Raw genomic sequence first — 18,114 nt, 5'->3', positions numbered from 1 at the left:
GCCTCATCTGTCGTCTCCGGCCGATATCGTGTTGGGCGCCTGACCGAGGAGACCAATGAGCAACGTTGACGGCACGATCGTGCCCGTATGGACCCTGTCCACGACCCAGGGCGCCACCCTCCCCGCCTTCGCAGATGAGGGAGCGCTCACGCCAGAACGGCTGACTGAACTCCGCTCGGCGCTCGCAGCATTCGCGTCCGCACCGCTGGTCACCCTAGAGGCTCACCCCATGCCCGCGAAGCGTGATCGGGCGTCGAGTGGCCTCCCGCTCGACGCCATGAGCCCGCTCGCGAAGGAGCTCTCCAGGCTCGTCACCGGCTCCTCGAAGTCGCCTGCCGTCCAGCAGGTCACGCAGTCCACTGAGGTTCTCTACCGGATGCATGTTCCTGCCAAGGTGGCATCGCAGTTCGGCAAGGGTCTCGTGAAGCCGATGACGTCCAAGGCTGTCGGCGGCGGGGTCTACGGCGACCTGGTCGCCGGCGCCGGCAAGAGCGCGATCGCGGCCAAAGCCACCTTCGTCCCCGTAGAAGCAGCCTCCGCTGGGGCAACCGGAACCGCCGTCGGTGCCGCAGCCGGGACAGCCGCCGCTGGCACGGCAATGACCGTGGCTGCGCCTCTTGTCTTGATGGCGGTTGCGGTTGGAGCGAGCGCGTACGCGGACCACGAGCGGCAAAGGGCCATCGAGAACATCACCGAACTCCTGGAAAAGCTGCACGATGACAAGTTGGGGGCCGAGCGAAGTGAGCTTGACGGCTGCCGCGACGCCATCGACAAGGCGACTGCCCTGTTGCTCGACCGGGGCAAGGTCGGATCATCGCTCGGATTGGACTCCGCGGTTCACATGCCATCAGCACTGCCTCGCAGCGAGCAGAGACTCGCGTCAAGAAGTGGGAGGCAGCGCTGGACTCGGTCCTCGAAGATGATCACGTCGATGTCGCCGAACTCGACGCAGCGTTCCCGGGCATCAGCGAGGAGGGCGGCGAGTTTCGAGCACACCTCGAAATGGCTGCACTCGCGATCGCCCTCAAGCGCCGGGTGATCGTGTTGCAGGGCGTAGAGGCAGGGCAGAGCGATCAAGACAATCCCTTCGAGAACTTCGTCCAGAGCCTTCGGGCTGATCAGCAGCGGATCAACGAACTGGAAGCACGCATCGAGAACGTGCTCCGGCGTCTGTCGTCACTCGAGCTCCGATCACCGAAGCGGCTGATCGACAGGGTGATGACTCGTAAGCAAGTCGACAGCCTCCTCGACGCGTCGTACCGCCTGCGGGCGCTCGCCCCCGCGGAGACGAATGCCGCCGCGGACGTCGTCATCGAGATTGAGAAGCACCAAGACGGGACGCTTCTGGTGCTGCCCGCGCGCTCCTGACGCAGGATCATCCTGATTTGCGCTCGGCGCAAGCATCGAGCCGAAACTTTTTCAACTTTCGGAGGGGCCCACTCCTGACCTGCACAAACGCGTTCTGACAGGGGCGCCCGTCCCGAGGAGGGGCGGGGTTTGGAGGGGCGCAAATTGGTGCCCCCCACGGTGCAGCGTGGTTGGCATGAACCACTCAGCCGCCACACCTCGCTGGTCGCCTCAGCTCGTCCAGGCCGTCTGCAGCGCAGATGTGTCACTGGCCGCCGCAGCCACCATGCTGGCCGACAACGGCATCCCCGCGTTTCCGTGTGCGCCCGGTCAAAAGCACCCGCTGACTCCCCATGGCTTCCACGACGCCTCAAGCGACCGGGGCGTCGTGGCCTCCTGGTGGAAGCGGTGGCCCGATGCGAACATCGGCATCCCAACCGGGGCCACGTCCGGGGTGGACGTCGTCGACGTGGACGTCCATTCAGGGGGTGACGGGTACAAGGCCTTCTCGCGCGCCGAAGGACTGGGGATCGTTTCGGACTGGGCCTGGCAGGTGCGAACGCCATCCGGGGGTCTCCATGCGTACTTCCTTCGATGGTCCGCGGGTGAACAGCGCTCGTGGGCGCTCCCCGGCAGCCACGTGGACTTCCGAGGTGACGGCGGCTACGTCGTCTCTCCCCCGTCTCACGTCATTGCTCGTGACGGGGTCGATCGCCGCTACGAACTGGCGGCAATCACCGACCGTCAGCCGCACGAGGTGAACGGCGCGGCGCTGCGGAACTTCCTCGATCCCCCGCGGCGTCACGGACCTCCTCGCGACCTCCCGAGCACTACGCATCGGCCGGAGAAGCTGGCGGACTGGGTTGCCTCCCGGCCGGAGGGCGGACGAAACGAAGGCCTGTTCTGGGCCGCATGCCGCATGGCCGAGGCCAACTTCTCGTTCGCAACGACTGCACACGTTCTCGGAGATGCCGCCAAGGCGGCCGGGCTGCCCGAACACGAAGCGACCACGACGATCCGCTCCGCGTACCGAATCGCCACACGACTGGGACCGGCGCAGCCGTCGGGCCCCACGCGAGCGGTTGAGGAGGTCCGGTTATGAACACCGACCCGTATGAGCGCCGCCTCGACCGCGAGATCGAACCACCTTCCCCGGAACCGAGTAAGGACGCGCAGGCAAATGCCCTCGCGCATCACCGCGACCCGTCCCTCAGCCACGACGGCGTTTCCGCGCCGGAGAACCTCGGCCGGCCCAGCGTCGCGTGGGTCCGCCCGAGCGAACTACCGACCACCGTCGGTTCGAAGTTCATCAGGCGCGGGATCGACCTGCAGTCCGAGTTGACCCGCCGCGCGCGACGCGGCCCGGGCGCGGCAGCCCGTTCGGCACAGCGACTGTCGCGACGTTCCATCGCGCGACCTGAACCGAGCACGCCCACCGTCGAACGAGGAGTCGAGCTATGAGCAGCCCCCATCCATTCGAGGACCCCCAGACCATGCGCCTGCTCCTCGTCTACCTGCACTACGAGGGCGACGGAGCTTGGGAGTGCGATCCGGACGCCGCCGAGCTCATAGCCTATGCGACGGCCAAGTACGCCAGCTTGGCGATCAAGCACCACTTGGAGCCGGCGGAAGCCGCAGCAGCCGCCTGGGACGTCATGCGGACAAGGGCAGCGCGGATCGCTGGTGACCCGTGGGCCGTCATCACTCACTCGGTGGCGCTGCACCTCTACTACGAGGAGCGCGCGCGAGGCTTGCTGTGTGGGGCGGATCAGGTCCGCACCGACGGCGTCGTCGACTTCCACGATGCCGAGCGCATCAACGCGCACGAGGCGAGCTTGGCGGACTACCACCCTGTGTTCTGGTCGTACGACGACGTGAGCGACTTCGAGGACCCACCCCCGCGTGTGCAGGTCGACGGCCAGGTTCCCGCGGAACCCACGAACGCGTTCTTCGCGCTCGACGCTGCCGTGACCGCATTCGTCGAGTCCGGCTGGCCGGAGCCAGCAGCGCGCCTCGCCCTCGAGTGCATCGCAGCTCGACTGATCAACACGGGCAGCAAGTACGCCGCCTTCGAGTCGCTGCGTCGCGACCGGTCGATCCGGCTCCAACTCGACATCGACCAGGACTCGTGGGTCCGCGTGCTGCACGCCGTCCTCGGCCACGAGAATCCCAACCTCGAGCGCACAGCGGTCGGAAGAGGCATCCTCCAGCGCCTGCTCATCGGCGAACAGACCGCCGAGATCTTCGGATCCAGCGCGGTCGCTTCAGCGATCGCGGCGTCGGCGCCCTCTGAGACGGAGGCGGCTCATGTCTGACTCTCGCGGCCACGTGGAGCTGCAGCGCAGCATCGACTCGATCCAGGTGTGCGATCACCACCTACGCGACCCTGGGGATCTGCAACCGCTGATGGAGTCGCTCGAGCGGGTCGGGCTGTTGCAACCGGTGACGATCACACCGGAGGGCTACCTGATCTGCGGTTACCGCCGGCTGGAAGCAGCGCGTCGGCTCGGCTGGACCACAGTTCGGGTCTGGGTTCGTTCGGGCCTCAGCGATGAACTGACACGACTGCTCGCGGAGCGCGACGACAACCTGACGCACAAGCCCCTGTCCGCGTACGAGGCGGCGCAGCTTTTTAAGGAACTGTCTGCCCTCATCGCCGAGGACGCGAGCCGCCGGCAGATGGCTTCCCGGTTCGGTGGCGACGCTCGCGACGGTGGTGCCGAATCGGCACCACCGGGACTGGAACCCCTCGGCAAGTCACGCAGGCGAGCCGCGGAGCTCATCACCAAGACCGCGTCGTACACCAGGTTGAACCAGATCATCGAGATGGAACGCATCGCGGGCGATCGCGAGCGGCCTGCCGCAGTCCGCAGGGTCGCCAACGACGAGCTCGAACGAATCCGCAACGGCGGCGCGGTCGATCCGGGCTATCAGCGAGTTCGGGCGGTGGTGGCAGCAACTGAAGCCGACCCCGCGGATCCCGAGTTCGACCAACGCATGGCCGAGACGCTGAAGCAGGCAAAGGCCGACCGCGCACGCCGGATCAGAGAGAACCGGATCAAGCGCGCAGCTGCCGCAGCGACCGCCAAACGCTCCGTCAAGTCCTTCGGGATGGTCTGGAGCGAGATGGAGGGGTGGTCAAAGCACTACGACGCCGATGAGATCGCGCGCGAGTCGAGCAACGACGACTGGTCGACCTTCCTCCGGGTCCTCGAGGAGACCAACGCTTTCGCCGAGGCCGTCGACCTGGCTCGGACCTGCGTGACCACCTGACAGCGGACGAGCAAATCCGGAGGTCGGCCATGTGGACGTGGAATCCCGAAATCAACGACGTGAAGTGGCGTCGCCTCCTCGTCGCGGCACTAGCCGCCATGCTCCTACTAGGCGCCATCGCGACGTACTCGCTCCTGGCCAATCGGCATCAATCCGATGGCACCCGGGGCGCCGGCGACGAGCCAACTGCCCCGCCCACCCCGTCGGCCGAGGCGCAGACCAACGTGTCGCTCCGCGCCTCAGACGCCGAAACTTTCGCGCAAGGCGTCGCCGAGGTCCTCTTCGACTGGGACACCCAAGAGATGACGACACCGACGAGCACGACAGAACTCCTGGTCGCCGTCGCAGACCCCACCGGCGAGTCGTCGGCAGGCCTGGTCGCAGACATCGCCAACTACCTGCCGACGGAGGAGATCTGGCCCCGGCTGCGCAAGTACGAAACCCGGCAGTGGATCGAAGTGACGTCGATCGAAGTGCCCGACCAATGGGCGATCGCACTCCAGCAGGCAGGTGACGAACTGGCTCCCGGAACGGTGGCCTTGACGGTGCGTGGTGTCCGTCATCGCTCCGGCGTCTGGGAAGGCGAGGGCGTCACAAGCGAGCACGACGTTGCCTTCACCGTGTTCGCCGTCTGCGCGCCGACGTACCCGGAGTGCCACCTCCTGCGCCTGTCGCGGCTCGACGATCCGCTGGAGTGACGCGGGATGCGCAAGGCGGTAGTCGGCGGGCTCCTCCTGGTGCTCATGGGGCCTGCAAGCTGCCTCCTGATTCTGGGCGCTCTTCTCAGCCCCGCTGCGCAAGCCTCGTGCCTTCCCACGACCAGCGGGGCGTTCTCGGCCGTCGGCAACACAACCGCGCCAGTCCCAGAGACTTCGCGAGTCGTCATGCCCCTCCCTGCCGGGACTTGGGTCAAGACGAGCGGCTTCGGGATTCGTGTCCATCCCGTCACCGGCGAGACGAAGCTCCACACGGGCGTCGACTTGGCTGCACCCGAGGGCACACACATCCTGGCCGCGGCCGACGGTCGAGTCGTCTCGGCTGGCCCGGCGACTGGATACGGGAACCTGATCCTGATCCGGCACACGGTGGGCGGACGCACCGTCGTCACTGGCTACGCCCACATGTACGCCGACGGGATCCACGTGGCAGTCGGCGACATGGTCACCGCGGGGCAGTACATCGCCGACGTAGGAGTGGCCGGCTACTCGACGGGACCCCACCTGCACTTTGAGGTCCGGCCCGGCGGCCCCAACGCAGCTCCGATCGACCCCGAGCAGTGGCTTTCCGCTCACGGAGCGATCGACATCCACAGCAGATCCGATGCATCAGAGGCCGGGTGTGCGGATGCTGGCGGGCCAGCGGCGCCTTACAACGGCGGCAACCCCGGGAACCTCGTTGACGACCCCACGTCGGACGGTCAGATCACGGAGCGGACCGCGCACATCCTGGCTCAGGTTCAGGCGAACTTCCCTGAAAGCTCCTGGGCCTGTTGGGCGCCCCGACCAGGCGACCCGTCCGAGCACTCTCTTGGCCGTGCGTGCGACGGCACTTTCGGGAACTCCATCGGAACGGCGGCGACCGGCCACGCGCTCGACTACGGCTGGCAGGTCACTAACTGGATGAAAGACAACGCGGAGACCCTCGGCGTGGAGTACCTCATCTGGCAAGGGCGCATCTGGTCAGTCGCACGTAGGGCAGAAGGCTGGCGCCCGTACGACGGCGGCGGGATGCACGACCCCAACAGCGTCACGGGCGGGCACTACGACCACCTGCACTGGACGGCCGTGCCGTAGGACCCCGACAGCGGTCAGTGCCCCTCGCAAGGCGGGACGTTTCGGCGCGACCTTGGTCCGCCAGTCCTCGAGGAACTCGTCGAGCGGTTCGGGCGAGGTCCGGGCCGGCCGGAGCGGGATGTCCTGCATCGAGTCGGGCATGAAGGGAACGCGCTTGCGCCACTGGCTGAAGTAGCGATGGGCGACGGTCAACTCGATCTCCGGTCCGTGATCGCGGAACGCTGCGAGCACATCCGACAGCTCGGCGCGGTGCGTCACCGCCGCGACTGCGACCGCCTTCACCGTCTCCGGAGCCAGCGACGGATACATCTTGGCGGTGTCCTCGGGCGGCTCCCCGTTCGCGTGAAAGTAGTTCGGACGCCACAGGTCGAAGGGTCCACCGATCGGGCATCCCTGCGGGCCGTCGATCCAGTACCCGCTACCTCCGGGTTCTCCATTTGCCATGGACCGGATGTTGGCAGGGACGTCCGACAAATCGCGGCCGAATAGGTCAGCGCTGTCCGAAGGTCAACGCGACATCCCACGGCTGGATGCCCCAGCGACTTATCGCTTCGATCATCAGGATCGGCGCCACATCGATCGTCTCGGGGGTTGCAGGTGCCCTCAGGCTTTGGCTCTCGCGGCCCGGAACGATGTGCGGGTCCCAGAACTGCGACCCCACCGGGTCAGGGGCGGTCTCGATCACGCTGACGGGGCCAGCGGTCTCGTCCGGAACCACGACGAACAGACAGAACGGCTGCTCAGGGGCGTCCCAGCCACCCAACTCCACGACGAGGAACTCGTTGCTCCTCAGACAGTGCTGAATGGCGCGCGTGAGCAGGGCGCGGAAGTCATCGAAAACCGTCTCGCTGGGCTGTCCGGCTGGTTCCAGGCGAACCATGTTCGCCTCGATTGAGTAGCTGTCGTCATCGACCTTCACCGGGAAGCGCCCTTGCACCATGAGCGTGCCGCTCGTCTCTGCGAGCACCCCAGCTTCGCGGAACCGTCGGTCTTCCCGCGACGTGCGACCGATGTGGCCAGTTGCCTGAGTCTGGAGCAACCAGTCGGCGTCAGGTGTCGACCAGAGTTGTGACGCTCCACCGTCGACCCAGGTTCGCACCAACCCGCCGACGCAGGGACTCATCTGCGCCGTGACGGCGGTATCGCCCGCGCGCAGCGGGAAGTCATCGTTCATGGCGCCGACTGTAGGGCTCGGGTGCGACAGACGGTCCGCGTAGAGGGCGGACCACCTGATCGACATGAACGTCGCCGCGTTGATTCCGCTCGTTGGCCCCGACTTCGGTGCCGTCGGTGGGTCGGGGCAACTCCGAGCCATCGTGGGAGCCCTGCTCACCTACGGCCTGATCATTGCCGTGCTCATGGTCGTCACCTGCGGCACCACATGGGCGGTCGCATCATCGAGCGGAAGCTGGCAGGCCGCAAGCAAGGCAAAGACAGGGCTGTTCGTCGCCTTGGGCGGTGCCGCCCTCACCGGAGGCGCACTCGCGTGGGCGAACTGGCTGCTCGACGTCGGAGCGCAGTTGTGAACGACGAGCAACTCGCCTTCGACATCGACGGCATGTTGCACGAGGCGGCCGTCGAAGCTGCTCCCGTCTGGTCGGGCGCGCCCCTCCACTTCACGACGGCGTACTTCTCCCCTGCCGCCCTGGACGCGGCGTACGCGCATTGGCAGTTCCTGCACAAGCTCAACTCCGTATGGCGACCGAACCGAATGTGGCATCGGGCCATCGCAGTGCCCGGCGGCGTCGAGGTCGGTGACCACGCCTTCGATATGTTCACGGCCGATCTGCGGTGCGAGCCGTGGAAGCACAGCGAACCTCGCGGAATGTGTCATTGCGTGGGCGAACTCACCTACCAAGCGATCTGCGAGCCCCACGGCTGGCACGTCTTCGCCGCTGACGAGAACGCGGCAGTCGAGGCATGGCACGACCACGTCTTTCCGCGCTGGCGCGAGTTGCCCGTGGTCCCAGCTCGACTGCGCTCCGTCGACCAGCCAGGGCTGTCCAAGACGGCGAGGAAGTGGGTGCTCGACCACTACCCGGAAGCGATGCAGGTGACCGGCGCGCCGGTGATCACCGAGCGCAACAACGCCGGGACGCGCCACGTCCCGGGTCGCTCGCCATGGTCCGGCTACGACCTGTCGGACTCGGCGCTCACGCGACGGCACGAGCCGTCCGGCGTCGGCCTTGGCGACTGAACGGATCACGGCCAGCACCTGACCACCGAAGACCCATCAACCTCTGGAGGAATCGTGATTCAGATCGGCTTGCACAACGTCGTGGCGCTGCTCCCGATGGACATCGACATCAATCCGAACTCGAACGGACTGCCCGGCATCGGTCAGCTGCGCAGCATCGTCGGCGCTTCAATGACGGTCGGCCTGATCTTGGCCGTCCTTGCCCTCATCGTGTCGGCGGTCGTGTGGGCGCTCGGCGCCAACTCGTCCAACCCACACCTGGCGGGACGCGGCAAGTTCGGCGTACTCGTCGGGCTCGGCGCCGCGATCATCACCGGCGCGTCCGTCGCGCTCGTGAACTTCTTCTGGAACGTCGGCCAGGCCGTCTGACCCAGCACCGGCGAAGGAGGCAACAATGGTCGACGTATGCGACGTGCCCGTGATCTCGGGCGTCTGCGATGTCGCGGGCGAGGCGGCCGGCGCCCTCGTGTCAGCGCCGTTCGACTGGCTCGCGCAGGCGATGGGAAACGCTGCAGGGTGGATGTTCGAGTCGGTGTGGACGGTCTTCGACTCGACCACGATGGTCGACGTCACGAGCAGCCAGTACACGAAGGTCTACAACATCCTCTTCGGCGTCGCGGTGTTCGTGATGCTCGGGTTCTTCATGCTCCAGGTCATTGGCGGCATGATCCGACGGGAGCCAGCGGCTCTCACACGGGCCGCTCTCGGCCTCGCCAAATCCATCCTCGGGTCGTTCGTCGCCCTCGCGCTCCTGGCCTCTGCGTTGGAGATCACCGACCAGCTCTGCATCGGCATCGTTCACGCTGCCGGCGCAAACATGAGCGAGATGGGCGACCGCATCGGTCTACTTACCGCCGGCCTCGTCGGCATCAACGTCGCGGCGCCAGGGGCAGGCGCGATCCTCACGATCTTCCTCGCTGGGCTCGCCCTCGGTGCCGCGGTAATCGTCTGGATCAGCCTGCTGATCAGGAAGGCACTCCTGCTTGTGGCGATCGTCTTCGCGCCCATTGCTCTGGCCGGATCGAGCTGGGACCAGACGCGCGGTTGGCTTAGCAAGTGGGCCCAGTTCGTCATTGCACTGATCCTGTCTAAGGTCGTGCTCGTCGTGATCTTCCTGCTCGCGACGGCCCAGGTCTCGGCTCCAATCGACGCCGACCTCCAGTCGGTCAGCGAGCCCATCGCCGGCGTGGTCCTGATGCTTATCGCAGGCTTCGCGCCGTACATGACCTACAAGGCGATCAGCTTCATGGGCTTCGACATGTACCACGCGATGTCGGCCGAGCAGGAAGCAAAGGGGGCCCTCAACCGCCCGCTACCGATTCCCATGAACCGTCAGCCGATGTCGCAGCCGCCGCGGGTGTTGGAGGGCTCTGACGGTACGGGCGGCTCAGGTGGCGGCGCACTGCCGGTTCCGGCCAGCGCCGGACCGAGTGGAGGGGGATCGAGCGGCGCGTCGGGAGCCACAAGCGGTGGAGGGGCGAGCGGCGGAGCTGCGGGCGGCGCGATCGCAGGCGGCGTTGTGGTCGCGAAGGAGGCGTCCGCCGCTGGACCACGCATCGGTGCGGCAGTCGGCCACCAGGCTGCCCAGCACGTCGAGGCATCCGAACAGGCTGCGCCGTCGAGTACGCCGATGCCGCCCCACGTCGCGGACGTCGTGCCAGCGGGTTCGAACGGAACGAGGAGCGGGCGATGACGGCGTCGGCGGCTGGTCCGCGCAACTACGACCTGTCCCCGGTGAAGTTCTCGCGGCTCACGCGCCGCGGTGTCCTCCTCGGCCTGTCGGGATCCCAACTCTTCGTGGTCGGTATCGGCGCGATCGTGTTTGTTCTGGCTCTCTACTCCGGCGGCGGAGGAGCGCTCGCGTACGCCCTGCCGGTCATGGCCGTGTCCGCCCCTCTCGCCTGGGTGGGCGTCGGCGGCAGGAAGCTGGTCGAGTGGTTCCCCGTCGTCAGCCGCTGGCTCTGGCGCTCCGCCGGAGGGCAACTCCTGTTCCGCCGCCGCGTAGTGAAGCCGCGCCCAGCCGGCACGCTGGCCCTTCCTGGCGACGCGGCCCGACTGCGCCAGTGGCACGATCCCGACAGCGGCGCGGTCATGATCCACGACCCACATCGCGCCACGCTCACCGCGGTCGTCGGCGTTACCCATCCAGCGTTCATCCTGCTCGACCCGATCGAGCAGCAGCGGCGCGTCACCAGTTGGGGTCGAGTGCTGGCGACCGCCTGCCGATCGGGTCGCATCGCATCGGTGCAGGTGATGGAGAGAACCTTGCCGGACTCGGGCAAGGGTCTGGCCGAGTGGTGGTCCCAGCACGGCGCTCATGATGAGAGTTTCACCTCAACGACGTATGGCGAACTCATCGAACGGGCTGGACCCGCCGGCGAGCGCCACGCCAGCACCGTGTCGATCTCGCTCGACATGAAGTCGGCCGCCCGCGCCATCAAGGCAGCCGGAGGCGGCAACCGTGGCGCCGCGGCCGTGCTGCGCCAGGAGATGGCGACGATGACCGCTGCCCTGCGTGCGGCCGACCTCGCCCCGTCCGACTGGCTCGAGCCCGGGGACCTTGCGGTGATCCTCCGCTCGGCCTACGACCCAGTCGTTGCCGGAGCACTGGAGCGCCACGGGGAACTTGGCCGCGACCTAGCCACCGCCGGACCGGTCGCCGTCAGCGAGAACTGGTCCAGCGTGCGGAGCGACTCCGCCCACCACTGCGTCCTGTGGATCAGCGAGTGGCCACGCTCTCTCGTGTACCCCGGGTTCCTCGCACCCGTGCTGCTCTCCTCCGGCGTCCGGCGCACGTTCAGCCTGATCTACACGCCGCTGCGGACCGACCAGGCGGCGCGCGACATCCGCAAGAAGAAGACCGAGTACATCTCCGATGCCGCCCAGCGGCAGCGCATCGGCCAGATCGAGGACGCGCAGCAGAGTGCCGAGTTCAACGACGTCCTCCAGCAGGAAGCCGACCTAACCGCCGGCCACGGCATCCTGCGGACCACCGGGCTCATCGCCGTCAGTGCTCAGGATCTCGACGAACTCGAGCGAGCGGTCGCGGACATCGAACAGGCCGCGATCCAGGCGTCGTGCGAGACGCGGCGGCTCTGGGGGCAGCAGGCGCAGGCATTCTCGGCCGCGGCGCTGCCGCTATGTCGGGCTGTGTAGTCCCTCGAGCAGCCGACCTTCACGGAACTTCCGCCGCAACGTTCCGCCGGCCACTAGCCTTCAGGCGAGCGAGAGAGGTTCGTCGATGGCATGGTTCAAGAGGGCTTCGGTCACAAATCCCGTCCAAGTTGGCGGAGTTGTCTGGGCGTGGGGCGAGAACTACCACGGACAGCTCGGTAGCGGAACGCAGGATCAACAGTCCATCCCGACCGCCCTCGAACTATCGAATGTCATCAGCATCGTCGCCGGAACCGAGTGCGCATTCGCCCTTCAGGCAGATGGCACCGTCTGGTCGTGGGGCTTCAACGACTTCGGGAAGCTCGGCGATGGCACTGAACAGGACAGTTCATCTCCAGTCCGACTTGATGGTCTCCACGGCGTCGTGCAGCTTGCAGCTGGTGCCCGCACCTCCTATGCCCTCACGGAAGCCGGAGAGGTTCTGGCCTGGGGTGGCAACCCATTTCACGAGCTCGGAGTCGGACCCGGCGCTGACTGGATTACTCCACGAAGCCAGTCGGATGGGTTCGTCGTCCGGTCAATGAACAGTGCCGAAGTCGGATCCCCGACTCCGGTCAAGGTGACTGGGCTGAGCCGCATTTCAGCGATCGCGGCAGGTGGCTCGCGCGCATTCGCCCTCGACTCCGATGGAACTGTCTGGGCGTGGGGTGACAACCAAAGGGGCCGCATCGGCGACGGAACCACGTTCGAGCATCTGACACCCGTAGCCATCCGGAGTCTGCCGCGCGTGGCCGCGATCGCGGCGGCCGAGATGGCTGCATTTGCGTTGGACTCGACAGGACGCGTGTGGGCTTGGGGCTCCAACTACAACGGCGAACTCGGGGACGGCACCAAGGAAGATCGCTCCGCCCCCGTGCTTGTTGCGGGTCTGAGCGGAGTCAAGGAAATTGCGGCTGGACACTCGTCGGCATTCGCGCTCGGCGCCGACGGCACCGTGTGGGGCTGGGGCAAGAACAGTCAGGGCCAATTGGGCATCGGCCATCAGAACGATGTCTCGACCCCTGCACAGGTTGCCGGACTTTCCAATGTTCGAAGCATTGCTGCCGGCTGGGCAGCCGCCTACGCCGTCATCTCAGACGGGTCAGTGTGGGCGTGGGGCAACAACGACAACGGCCAACTCGGGGACCCGACTCGCGCGGACAGCCTCGTCCCCGTTCAACTGGCTGGCTTTTCGGGGATCGCCGAGATTGCCGCGCGCAAGAACTCCGCCTACGCGCTTGCGAGCGGTGCCGACCCGGAGTCCGGCTACAGCCAGCCAACCAGCAACACACACTCCACTACCCGCACGGAGTCGCGAGAGCCAGGCTCGGTGTGGGCCTGGGGAGACAATTTCACGGCGCAGGTCGGCGACGGCTCCAGGGACAATCGGCTGTCCCCAACTCCCATCCGCGGGCTGGACGGCGTCACGGAGATCTCATTCTCCGGGGGTCAGAGTTTCAGCTACGACGGTCGGATCCGCGCACTGCGTACTGACGGCACCGTATGGGCATGGGGCGGCAGGATCGTCAACAACTCGCTTGATGGAAGTCGAGTCCCGGAGCGAGTCGACGGGGTCGCTGATGTTGTCACATTGAAGGACGGCTTTGCCGTCAAGCAGGACGGCACCGTCTGGGATCTTCGGGTCATCTATCTCAGCGAGAGCCCCCATCAACTGCCTGATCTCTCGGATGCAACCGCCGTTCATCCAGTCGAGCCCCTCCTCTACGTCGCACGGAACGACGGGACGACGGCGGTGATCGAATTGGACAGCTATTCGTGGGATCACAAGGGGCCGTATTACTGGGGCGGTAAGCAGCGCCCGCTCGATGGACCGGGTGAACTCACCAGCATCGTGACCTGGACTGACTTCGCTTCGACGAACAGTTGGGAAGACGGCTACTACCGATTCGACGTTGGCCTCGCCAAAGATGGCGCCGTCTGGCAATGGAGGGTGGAGAACCTCGGCACGGATGTCCCGAACAAGTCGATGGCGCCGTTCGGTGTCCGCGACGACGCTTACGCGCTGCCCGGACTCACCGACGCCACGTCGATCGGCGCAGGGGACGACTTCTGTGTAGCTGTGACGCGCGACGGGACCGTATGGACCTGGGGGCGGAACGACAAGGGTCAACTGGGCGACGGCACAGGCACAGACCGCCAAATGCCCGCCAAGGTTGAGGGCCTGCCGCCCGTTGTCGCCATCGAGCCATTCGGTCCTTCCTGCTTCGCGTTGGCTGAGGATGGAACGGTCTGGGCATGGGGTCGGAACGACGACGGCCGGCTCGGCGACGGCAGCAGCGAGGATCAACCCCGACCCGTGAAGCTCCCCGGGCTTGCTGACGTGTGTTCGATCCACGCCGGCTTCGCGATTAAGCGAGATGGCACTGTTTGGGCGTGGGGCCAGAACGAAGGCGGTCGCCTCGCAAACGGCACGACCAGTTCGAGTAACACACCCCAACAGGTTCCGGGTCTTTCGGACGTCGCATCGATGGCCTCGCGGGAATCCACTTGGTTCGCCATTACGCACCCCAGCGGCGGCCCGCACGTGGGCTGACGTCGTTCTCCGCACTGACGCCGCAGAATGGAGCGGCGTCAGTACGGAAGCCTGCTGTTCAGTCGTGATCCCTCTCCCAGAGCCGACGGAACTCTGCGGACGACTGGAGGTCGTGCGCCGCGTCTTCGCTCCGCGTATACGAACAAACGAAGCAGGTGCCTGCGGTTATCCCGTAGCCCATCTCGTCCCCGCCCGTCGGGATCAGGGTCTCGTACCCGCAGACAGGACAGGCTTGGATTGCGGCAGCGTCGAAGTAGTCGGGCGCGGCGGGAGAGGAGGGCGCCTGCTCGACACGCCGCTCAATTTCGTCCTCCGGCAGAAACTCAAGGTAATCCGCAGCACGACCGAGTTCCTGCGAGTCAGCGGCAGTGCCATCTGACCAGTCGCGGTCGCGCCGCGCGTCGCCGATCGATCTGAGAGCCGGGTGCGCGTCAAGATCTTCGAGTGCGGCGACATGTTGTTCGGTCAACTCGCCCTTTGGCCCGCTGCCGTGCCGCGCGGCATCGGCGACCTTGAGTGCCTCAGCCAGAAGACCCGTCCTCACGACCGTCTCGACCGGAGGCTTGTAGTCGTCTCCGAACACACCGAATGGGTTCGGAACATCGGCTGCACCGTTGGGCACCAAGCAGACGCCGTCCGCCTCGCCGAATGCGCCAACCAGGTCCCTTAGCAAGACGCTTGCCGAAGGCTGCCGGCCGGGGACTCGAGCAGGGTGACCATCGATAGTCGCAGCGGCAATCGCGAGCAGCCCGTGGGTCAGCGCCGTGTTGAAAAGCTCCTCAGTTCCTGGCTCTCCGAGGGAGAGCGCGGCGAACGCCTGGCCGTACCGGTACGGGCGGTCCCAGCCAAACGGAAGATCGATCGCAGCCACTGGCCCATCCTCGTACGAGTCCGGCCAGGGACGACGATTTCTGACGGATTAGTTGGCACACCTGCTTCTCGAACAGATCGAGAAGGAGCCCACCGATGCCCACATTCGAGAACCCCGCTGCCGACGCTGACGAAGTGCAGACCACCCTGCGAGCGCTGGCTCACGCAACTCGTGCCATCGATGATCCACGCCAGATCTACTCGGTACTTGGATCGCTGACCTCAGCAGTCGCGTCCCTGAGCCAGTCGCTCCACCAACTCGCTGCCTTCCACGACGGCGCCGCGCAGAGAGGCGTGTGGGTCGCGGGCGACTCCCGCGCCGGCCGAGCTGCGACGTACCAGGTGTCGTGGGAACTCCACCGCGCGGGCGAGATCCTTCACCAGGTGGCGGAGTCCATTGGGAGCGCGCACAGCGCCGAAGCGCGGATCACATACATGCCGCGCGAGCTTCCGACCGTCGCAGCACCGGTGCATCGGTCGCCCGAGCTCGGGCTGTCGCTGTGAGTGGTTGGCAGGACGGGCGGCTTCACAGCGCCGTTCTCGTCTCTCCGGGCCGAGAACGACGCCGGGACCGACGGCTCCGGCGCGCGGCAGCGAAGTCGCGATTGGACGCGGATCGAAGCAACCGAAAGGCAGAGGCCCGGACGAAGGCTGATGCCCTGACTGCGGAGCGGAAAGCGACCGTCGTACTCCCCAAGTCAGGCGAGCAGGGTCCGGCCGCGCTTCGGACCCCGGGGCGACTGCGTATCCCGAGGCACCAGGACACGTCGGCCACGCTCTCTGGCGCCTACCCGTTCCTCGCTGAAGGCGGCCTCGGGAGTGACGGGGTCTTCGTCGGCCAAGACCTCTACAGCGGGAGCTCGTTCGTCTACGACCCGTGGGTTCTCTACGGCCGCGGCATGATCACGGCACCGAACCTTGTGCTGGCGGGCATCGTCGGCTCAGGCAAGTCGGCGCTCGCCAAGAGCCTCTACACCCGGTCAATCCCGTTCGGCCGCCGTGTGTACGTGCCCGGTGACCCGAAGGGCGAGCACACCGCTGTCGCCGAAGCGGTTGGAGGCCGCGCGATCGCACTGGGCCACGGCATGGCAAACCGCCTCAACCCGCTCGACGAGGGGCACCGACCTGCTGGCTTCGACGATGCCCAGTGGCAGGCGCAAGTGACCGCGCGCAGGCGGGATCTCCTCGGCGCCCTCGCAGAGACGGTTCTCGACCGCCGGCTGACGCCGCTCGAGCACACCGCGATCGACGTCGCACTCGCCGACGCCGTGCGTTCGACACCGGTCCCTGTGCTGCCGATGGTGGTTGAGCGGTTGCTCGCACCCGACCGAGGCGACGACCTTGACGGACGCCTGGCAGAAGACGGCCGACTCGTCGGACATGCCCTGCGGCGCCTGGTCGCCGGCGATCTCGCCGGGTTGTTCGACGGTCCCAGCACCGTCCGCTTCGACCCGACTCTGCCGATGATCTCGCTCGACCTCTCTCGCGTGACCGAGAACGCGACGCTCATCTCGGTGCTCATGACGTGCGCGTCGGCATGGATGGAATCGGCACTTCTCGACCCCTCCGGCGGGCAGCGCTGGGTGGTGTACGACGAGGCGTGGCGCCTGATGTCGCACCCGGCGCTACTGCGCCGCATGGATGCGCACTGGCGTCTAGCCCGGCACTACGGGATCGCGAACATGCTGATCTTTCACAAGCTGTCTGACCTCGACAACGTCGGCGATCAGGGCAGCGCGATGAGAGCGCTCGCCTCCTCGTTGCTGGCGAATGCCGAGACCCGGATTGTCTATCGCCAGGAATCAGATCAGCTCGGGTCGACGGCGTCTGCGCTCGGGCTGACCGGTACGGAGCAGTCGCTGCTCCCGACTCTCGGGACTGGCCAGGGGCTGTGGCGGATCAAGCACAGGTCCTTCGTCGTCCAGCACCAGCTTCACCCGGCAGAGCTCGAGCTCTTCGACACGACCGGCCGGATGAACGCGGCACTTTAGAAGTTCGCGCGAATTTTGACGGTTCTGCGACGAGCCTGAGCAATGCGCAGCGTCCTCGAGCCTGTGCGGACACTCAGGTTCAGAGACGCCGCAACGGGAAGCGTGTGCCGGATCGGGAGCCGTCACCGAGAACGTCACCGGACAGGTGATCCGGGACCCTTGAGCGGCGGCGAGCGCGCCGGCCAGGCGGCCTCGGAACCCCGTACCAGCCCAGCCGAGCCCTTCCCACTCCATCAGGTCGCGCAAGGCACCGGAGCCACAGTGCTCGGCCTGACGGTGCGGATAGTCGAGGACCACTCTGGCCATGACCTCACCCTGCCTTCATGCGGCTCCATCACTCGCGGAAGCAACGGGAGCGCAGTCCCCATACATTTATGCACGCATGTAACCCGCGGAGGTGCACCTGCGTTCAGATGCGAGGAGGACCGCTCGGCTGCAGAGCGTGGCGTCCTCCCGGATGCCACCATCACGTGCTTGGTCGAGCTCGGCTGCGCCGGCACCGCCGGCGCGGCGGTTGCGCAGAAGGCCGGGCTGTCGCGGGGCGCCCAGCCGCACCATTGCGGGACCCGCGACCAGTTGGTGGTCGCCGGGTCGAGCATCTGGCGCAGAAACGGCTGCGGCAGGTGCACGAGCAGGCGACTGAGCTGGCGCGCTCTGCGGAACCGCGCGCGGAGGCGAATGCGAGCTGCGCATTGGGCACTTTTGCTCATTGGGTAGGGACGGGCATACTGGGGGCGTGGATCGTGGGTTGCGGGATCTCAAGCGCGAGGCGACTGCGGAGGCGCTGGCCAAGGCGGCGTTCGATCTCACGGGACTGCTGCACGGATAGGTGACAGGTTGGGTCAGGCTGCCTGAGCGGCAGGTGTGGTCATGATGGTCTCGTACTCGATGGGGGTCAACCGTCCGAGAGCGGCCTGTCGCCGACGGCGGTGGTAG

Annotated in this window: 18 protein-coding genes; 16 read left to right on the top strand and 2 right to left on the bottom strand. The window is 66.6% G+C overall.

The window, feature by feature from the left end; genetic code table 11:
• The first annotated feature begins 55 nt into the window (after positions 1-55).
• The 8 genes from IE200_RS12880 to IE200_RS12850 all read left to right on the top strand — a co-directional run bounded on the left by IE200_RS12880 (position 56) and on the right by IE200_RS12850 (position 6,413).
• A complete protein-coding gene (locus IE200_RS12880; protein ID WP_229856489.1) occupies positions 56-1,039 on the top strand; it encodes a hypothetical protein in 984 nt (327 codons plus the stop codon).
• Positions 1,003-1,368 carry a hypothetical protein gene (locus IE200_RS20770; RefSeq protein WP_229856488.1) on the top strand — a complete coding sequence of 122 codons (366 nt, stop codon included), beginning with the start codon at positions 1,003-1,005 and terminating at the stop codon, positions 1,366-1,368. The genes IE200_RS12880 and IE200_RS20770 overlap by 37 nt, the downstream gene beginning before the upstream one ends.
• Positions 1,369-1,543: 175 nt before the next feature.
• Complete coding sequence (locus IE200_RS12875) at positions 1,544-2,449, top strand: bifunctional DNA primase/polymerase (RefSeq protein ID WP_191279898.1); 906 nt, start codon at positions 1,544-1,546, stop codon at positions 2,447-2,449.
• The gene (locus IE200_RS12870; RefSeq protein WP_191279897.1) at positions 2,446-2,808 is read left to right on the top strand and encodes a hypothetical protein; all 363 of its coding nucleotides are present in this window, start codon (positions 2,446-2,448) and stop codon (positions 2,806-2,808) included. The genes IE200_RS12875 and IE200_RS12870 overlap by 4 nt, the downstream gene beginning before the upstream one ends.
• Positions 2,805-3,662: a hypothetical protein gene (locus IE200_RS12865; protein WP_191279896.1), complete on the top strand. Its 858-nt coding sequence runs from the start codon at positions 2,805-2,807 to the stop codon at positions 3,660-3,662. Before IE200_RS12870 ends, IE200_RS12865 begins: the two co-directional genes overlap by 4 nt.
• A 13-nt stretch (positions 3,663-3,675) precedes the next feature.
• A complete protein-coding gene (locus IE200_RS12860; protein ID WP_191279895.1) occupies positions 3,676-4,620 on the top strand; it encodes a ParB N-terminal domain-containing protein in 945 nt (314 codons plus the stop codon).
• A 29-nt stretch (positions 4,621-4,649) separates the two neighbouring features.
• Positions 4,650-5,318 carry a hypothetical protein gene (locus IE200_RS12855; protein WP_191279894.1) on the top strand — a complete coding sequence of 223 codons (669 nt, stop codon included), beginning with the start codon at positions 4,650-4,652 and terminating at the stop codon, positions 5,316-5,318.
• Between the two features lie 186 nt (positions 5,319-5,504).
• On the top strand, positions 5,505-6,413 hold the full coding sequence (locus IE200_RS12850; RefSeq protein ID WP_229856487.1) for a M23 family metallopeptidase: 909 nt from the start codon (positions 5,505-5,507) through the stop codon (positions 6,411-6,413).
• A gap of 490 nt (positions 6,414-6,903) precedes the next feature.
• Here the strand turns inward: IE200_RS12850 and IE200_RS12845 are convergent, their stop codons facing one another.
• Positions 6,904-7,587 (bottom strand): hypothetical protein, encoded by a 684-nt coding sequence (locus IE200_RS12845; RefSeq protein WP_191279892.1) that lies wholly within the window; start codon positions 7,585-7,587, stop codon positions 6,904-6,906.
• 64 nt (positions 7,588-7,651) lie between these two features.
• Between IE200_RS12845 and IE200_RS12840 the strand changes: the two genes are divergently transcribed.
• The 6 genes from IE200_RS12840 to IE200_RS12815 all read left to right on the top strand — a co-directional run bounded on the left by IE200_RS12840 (position 7,652) and on the right by IE200_RS12815 (position 14,317).
• The gene (locus IE200_RS12840; protein ID WP_191279891.1) at positions 7,652-7,939 is read left to right on the top strand and encodes a DUF6112 family protein; all 288 of its coding nucleotides are present in this window, start codon (positions 7,652-7,654) and stop codon (positions 7,937-7,939) included.
• Positions 7,936-8,610: a DUF6349 family protein gene (locus IE200_RS12835; protein ID WP_191279890.1), complete on the top strand. Its 675-nt coding sequence runs from the start codon at positions 7,936-7,938 to the stop codon at positions 8,608-8,610. The genes IE200_RS12840 and IE200_RS12835 overlap by 4 nt, the downstream gene beginning before the upstream one ends.
• A gap of 96 nt (positions 8,611-8,706) precedes the next feature.
• Positions 8,707-8,979 carry a DUF6112 family protein gene (locus IE200_RS12830; RefSeq protein WP_191279889.1) on the top strand — a complete coding sequence of 91 codons (273 nt, stop codon included), beginning with the start codon at positions 8,707-8,709 and terminating at the stop codon, positions 8,977-8,979.
• 25 nt (positions 8,980-9,004) lie between these two features.
• Positions 9,005-10,303 (top strand): type IV secretion system protein, encoded by a 1,299-nt coding sequence (locus tag IE200_RS12825; protein ID WP_191279888.1) that lies wholly within the window; start codon positions 9,005-9,007, stop codon positions 10,301-10,303.
• Positions 10,300-11,766 (top strand): SCO6880 family protein, encoded by a 1,467-nt coding sequence (locus tag IE200_RS12820; protein WP_191279887.1) that lies wholly within the window; start codon positions 10,300-10,302, stop codon positions 11,764-11,766. Before IE200_RS12825 ends, IE200_RS12820 begins: the two co-directional genes overlap by 4 nt.
• An 85-nt stretch (positions 11,767-11,851) precedes the next feature.
• The gene (locus IE200_RS12815; RefSeq protein ID WP_191279886.1) at positions 11,852-14,317 is read left to right on the top strand and encodes an RCC1-like domain-containing protein; all 2,466 of its coding nucleotides are present in this window, start codon (positions 11,852-11,854) and stop codon (positions 14,315-14,317) included.
• Between the two features lie 58 nt (positions 14,318-14,375).
• Here the strand turns inward: IE200_RS12815 and IE200_RS12810 are convergent, their stop codons facing one another.
• On the bottom strand, positions 14,376-15,188 hold the full coding sequence (locus IE200_RS12810) for a hypothetical protein (protein ID WP_191279885.1): 813 nt from the start codon (positions 15,186-15,188) through the stop codon (positions 14,376-14,378).
• Positions 15,189-15,283: 95 nt separating this feature from the next.
• Here IE200_RS12810 and IE200_RS12805 point away from each other — a divergent pair, with 95 nt between their 5' ends.
• Together IE200_RS12805 and IE200_RS12800 are read left to right on the top strand one after the other, a co-directional pair.
• Positions 15,284-15,691: a hypothetical protein gene (locus IE200_RS12805; RefSeq protein ID WP_191279884.1), complete on the top strand. Its 408-nt coding sequence runs from the start codon at positions 15,284-15,286 to the stop codon at positions 15,689-15,691.
• 395 nt (positions 15,692-16,086) lie between these two features.
• A complete protein-coding gene (locus IE200_RS12800; protein ID WP_308433006.1) occupies positions 16,087-17,178 on the top strand; it encodes an ATP-binding protein in 1,092 nt (363 codons plus the stop codon).
• The last annotated feature ends 936 nt before the right edge of the window (positions 17,179-18,114 follow it).

The organism is Nocardioides flavus (ex Wang et al. 2016), from assembly GCF_014653115.1.
GTDB lineage: Bacteria > Actinomycetota > Actinomycetes > Propionibacteriales > Nocardioidaceae > Nocardioides > Nocardioides flavus.
The sequence above is the reverse complement of the archived record's forward strand: the minus strand, read 5'-3'. Positions and strand labels throughout refer to the sequence as shown.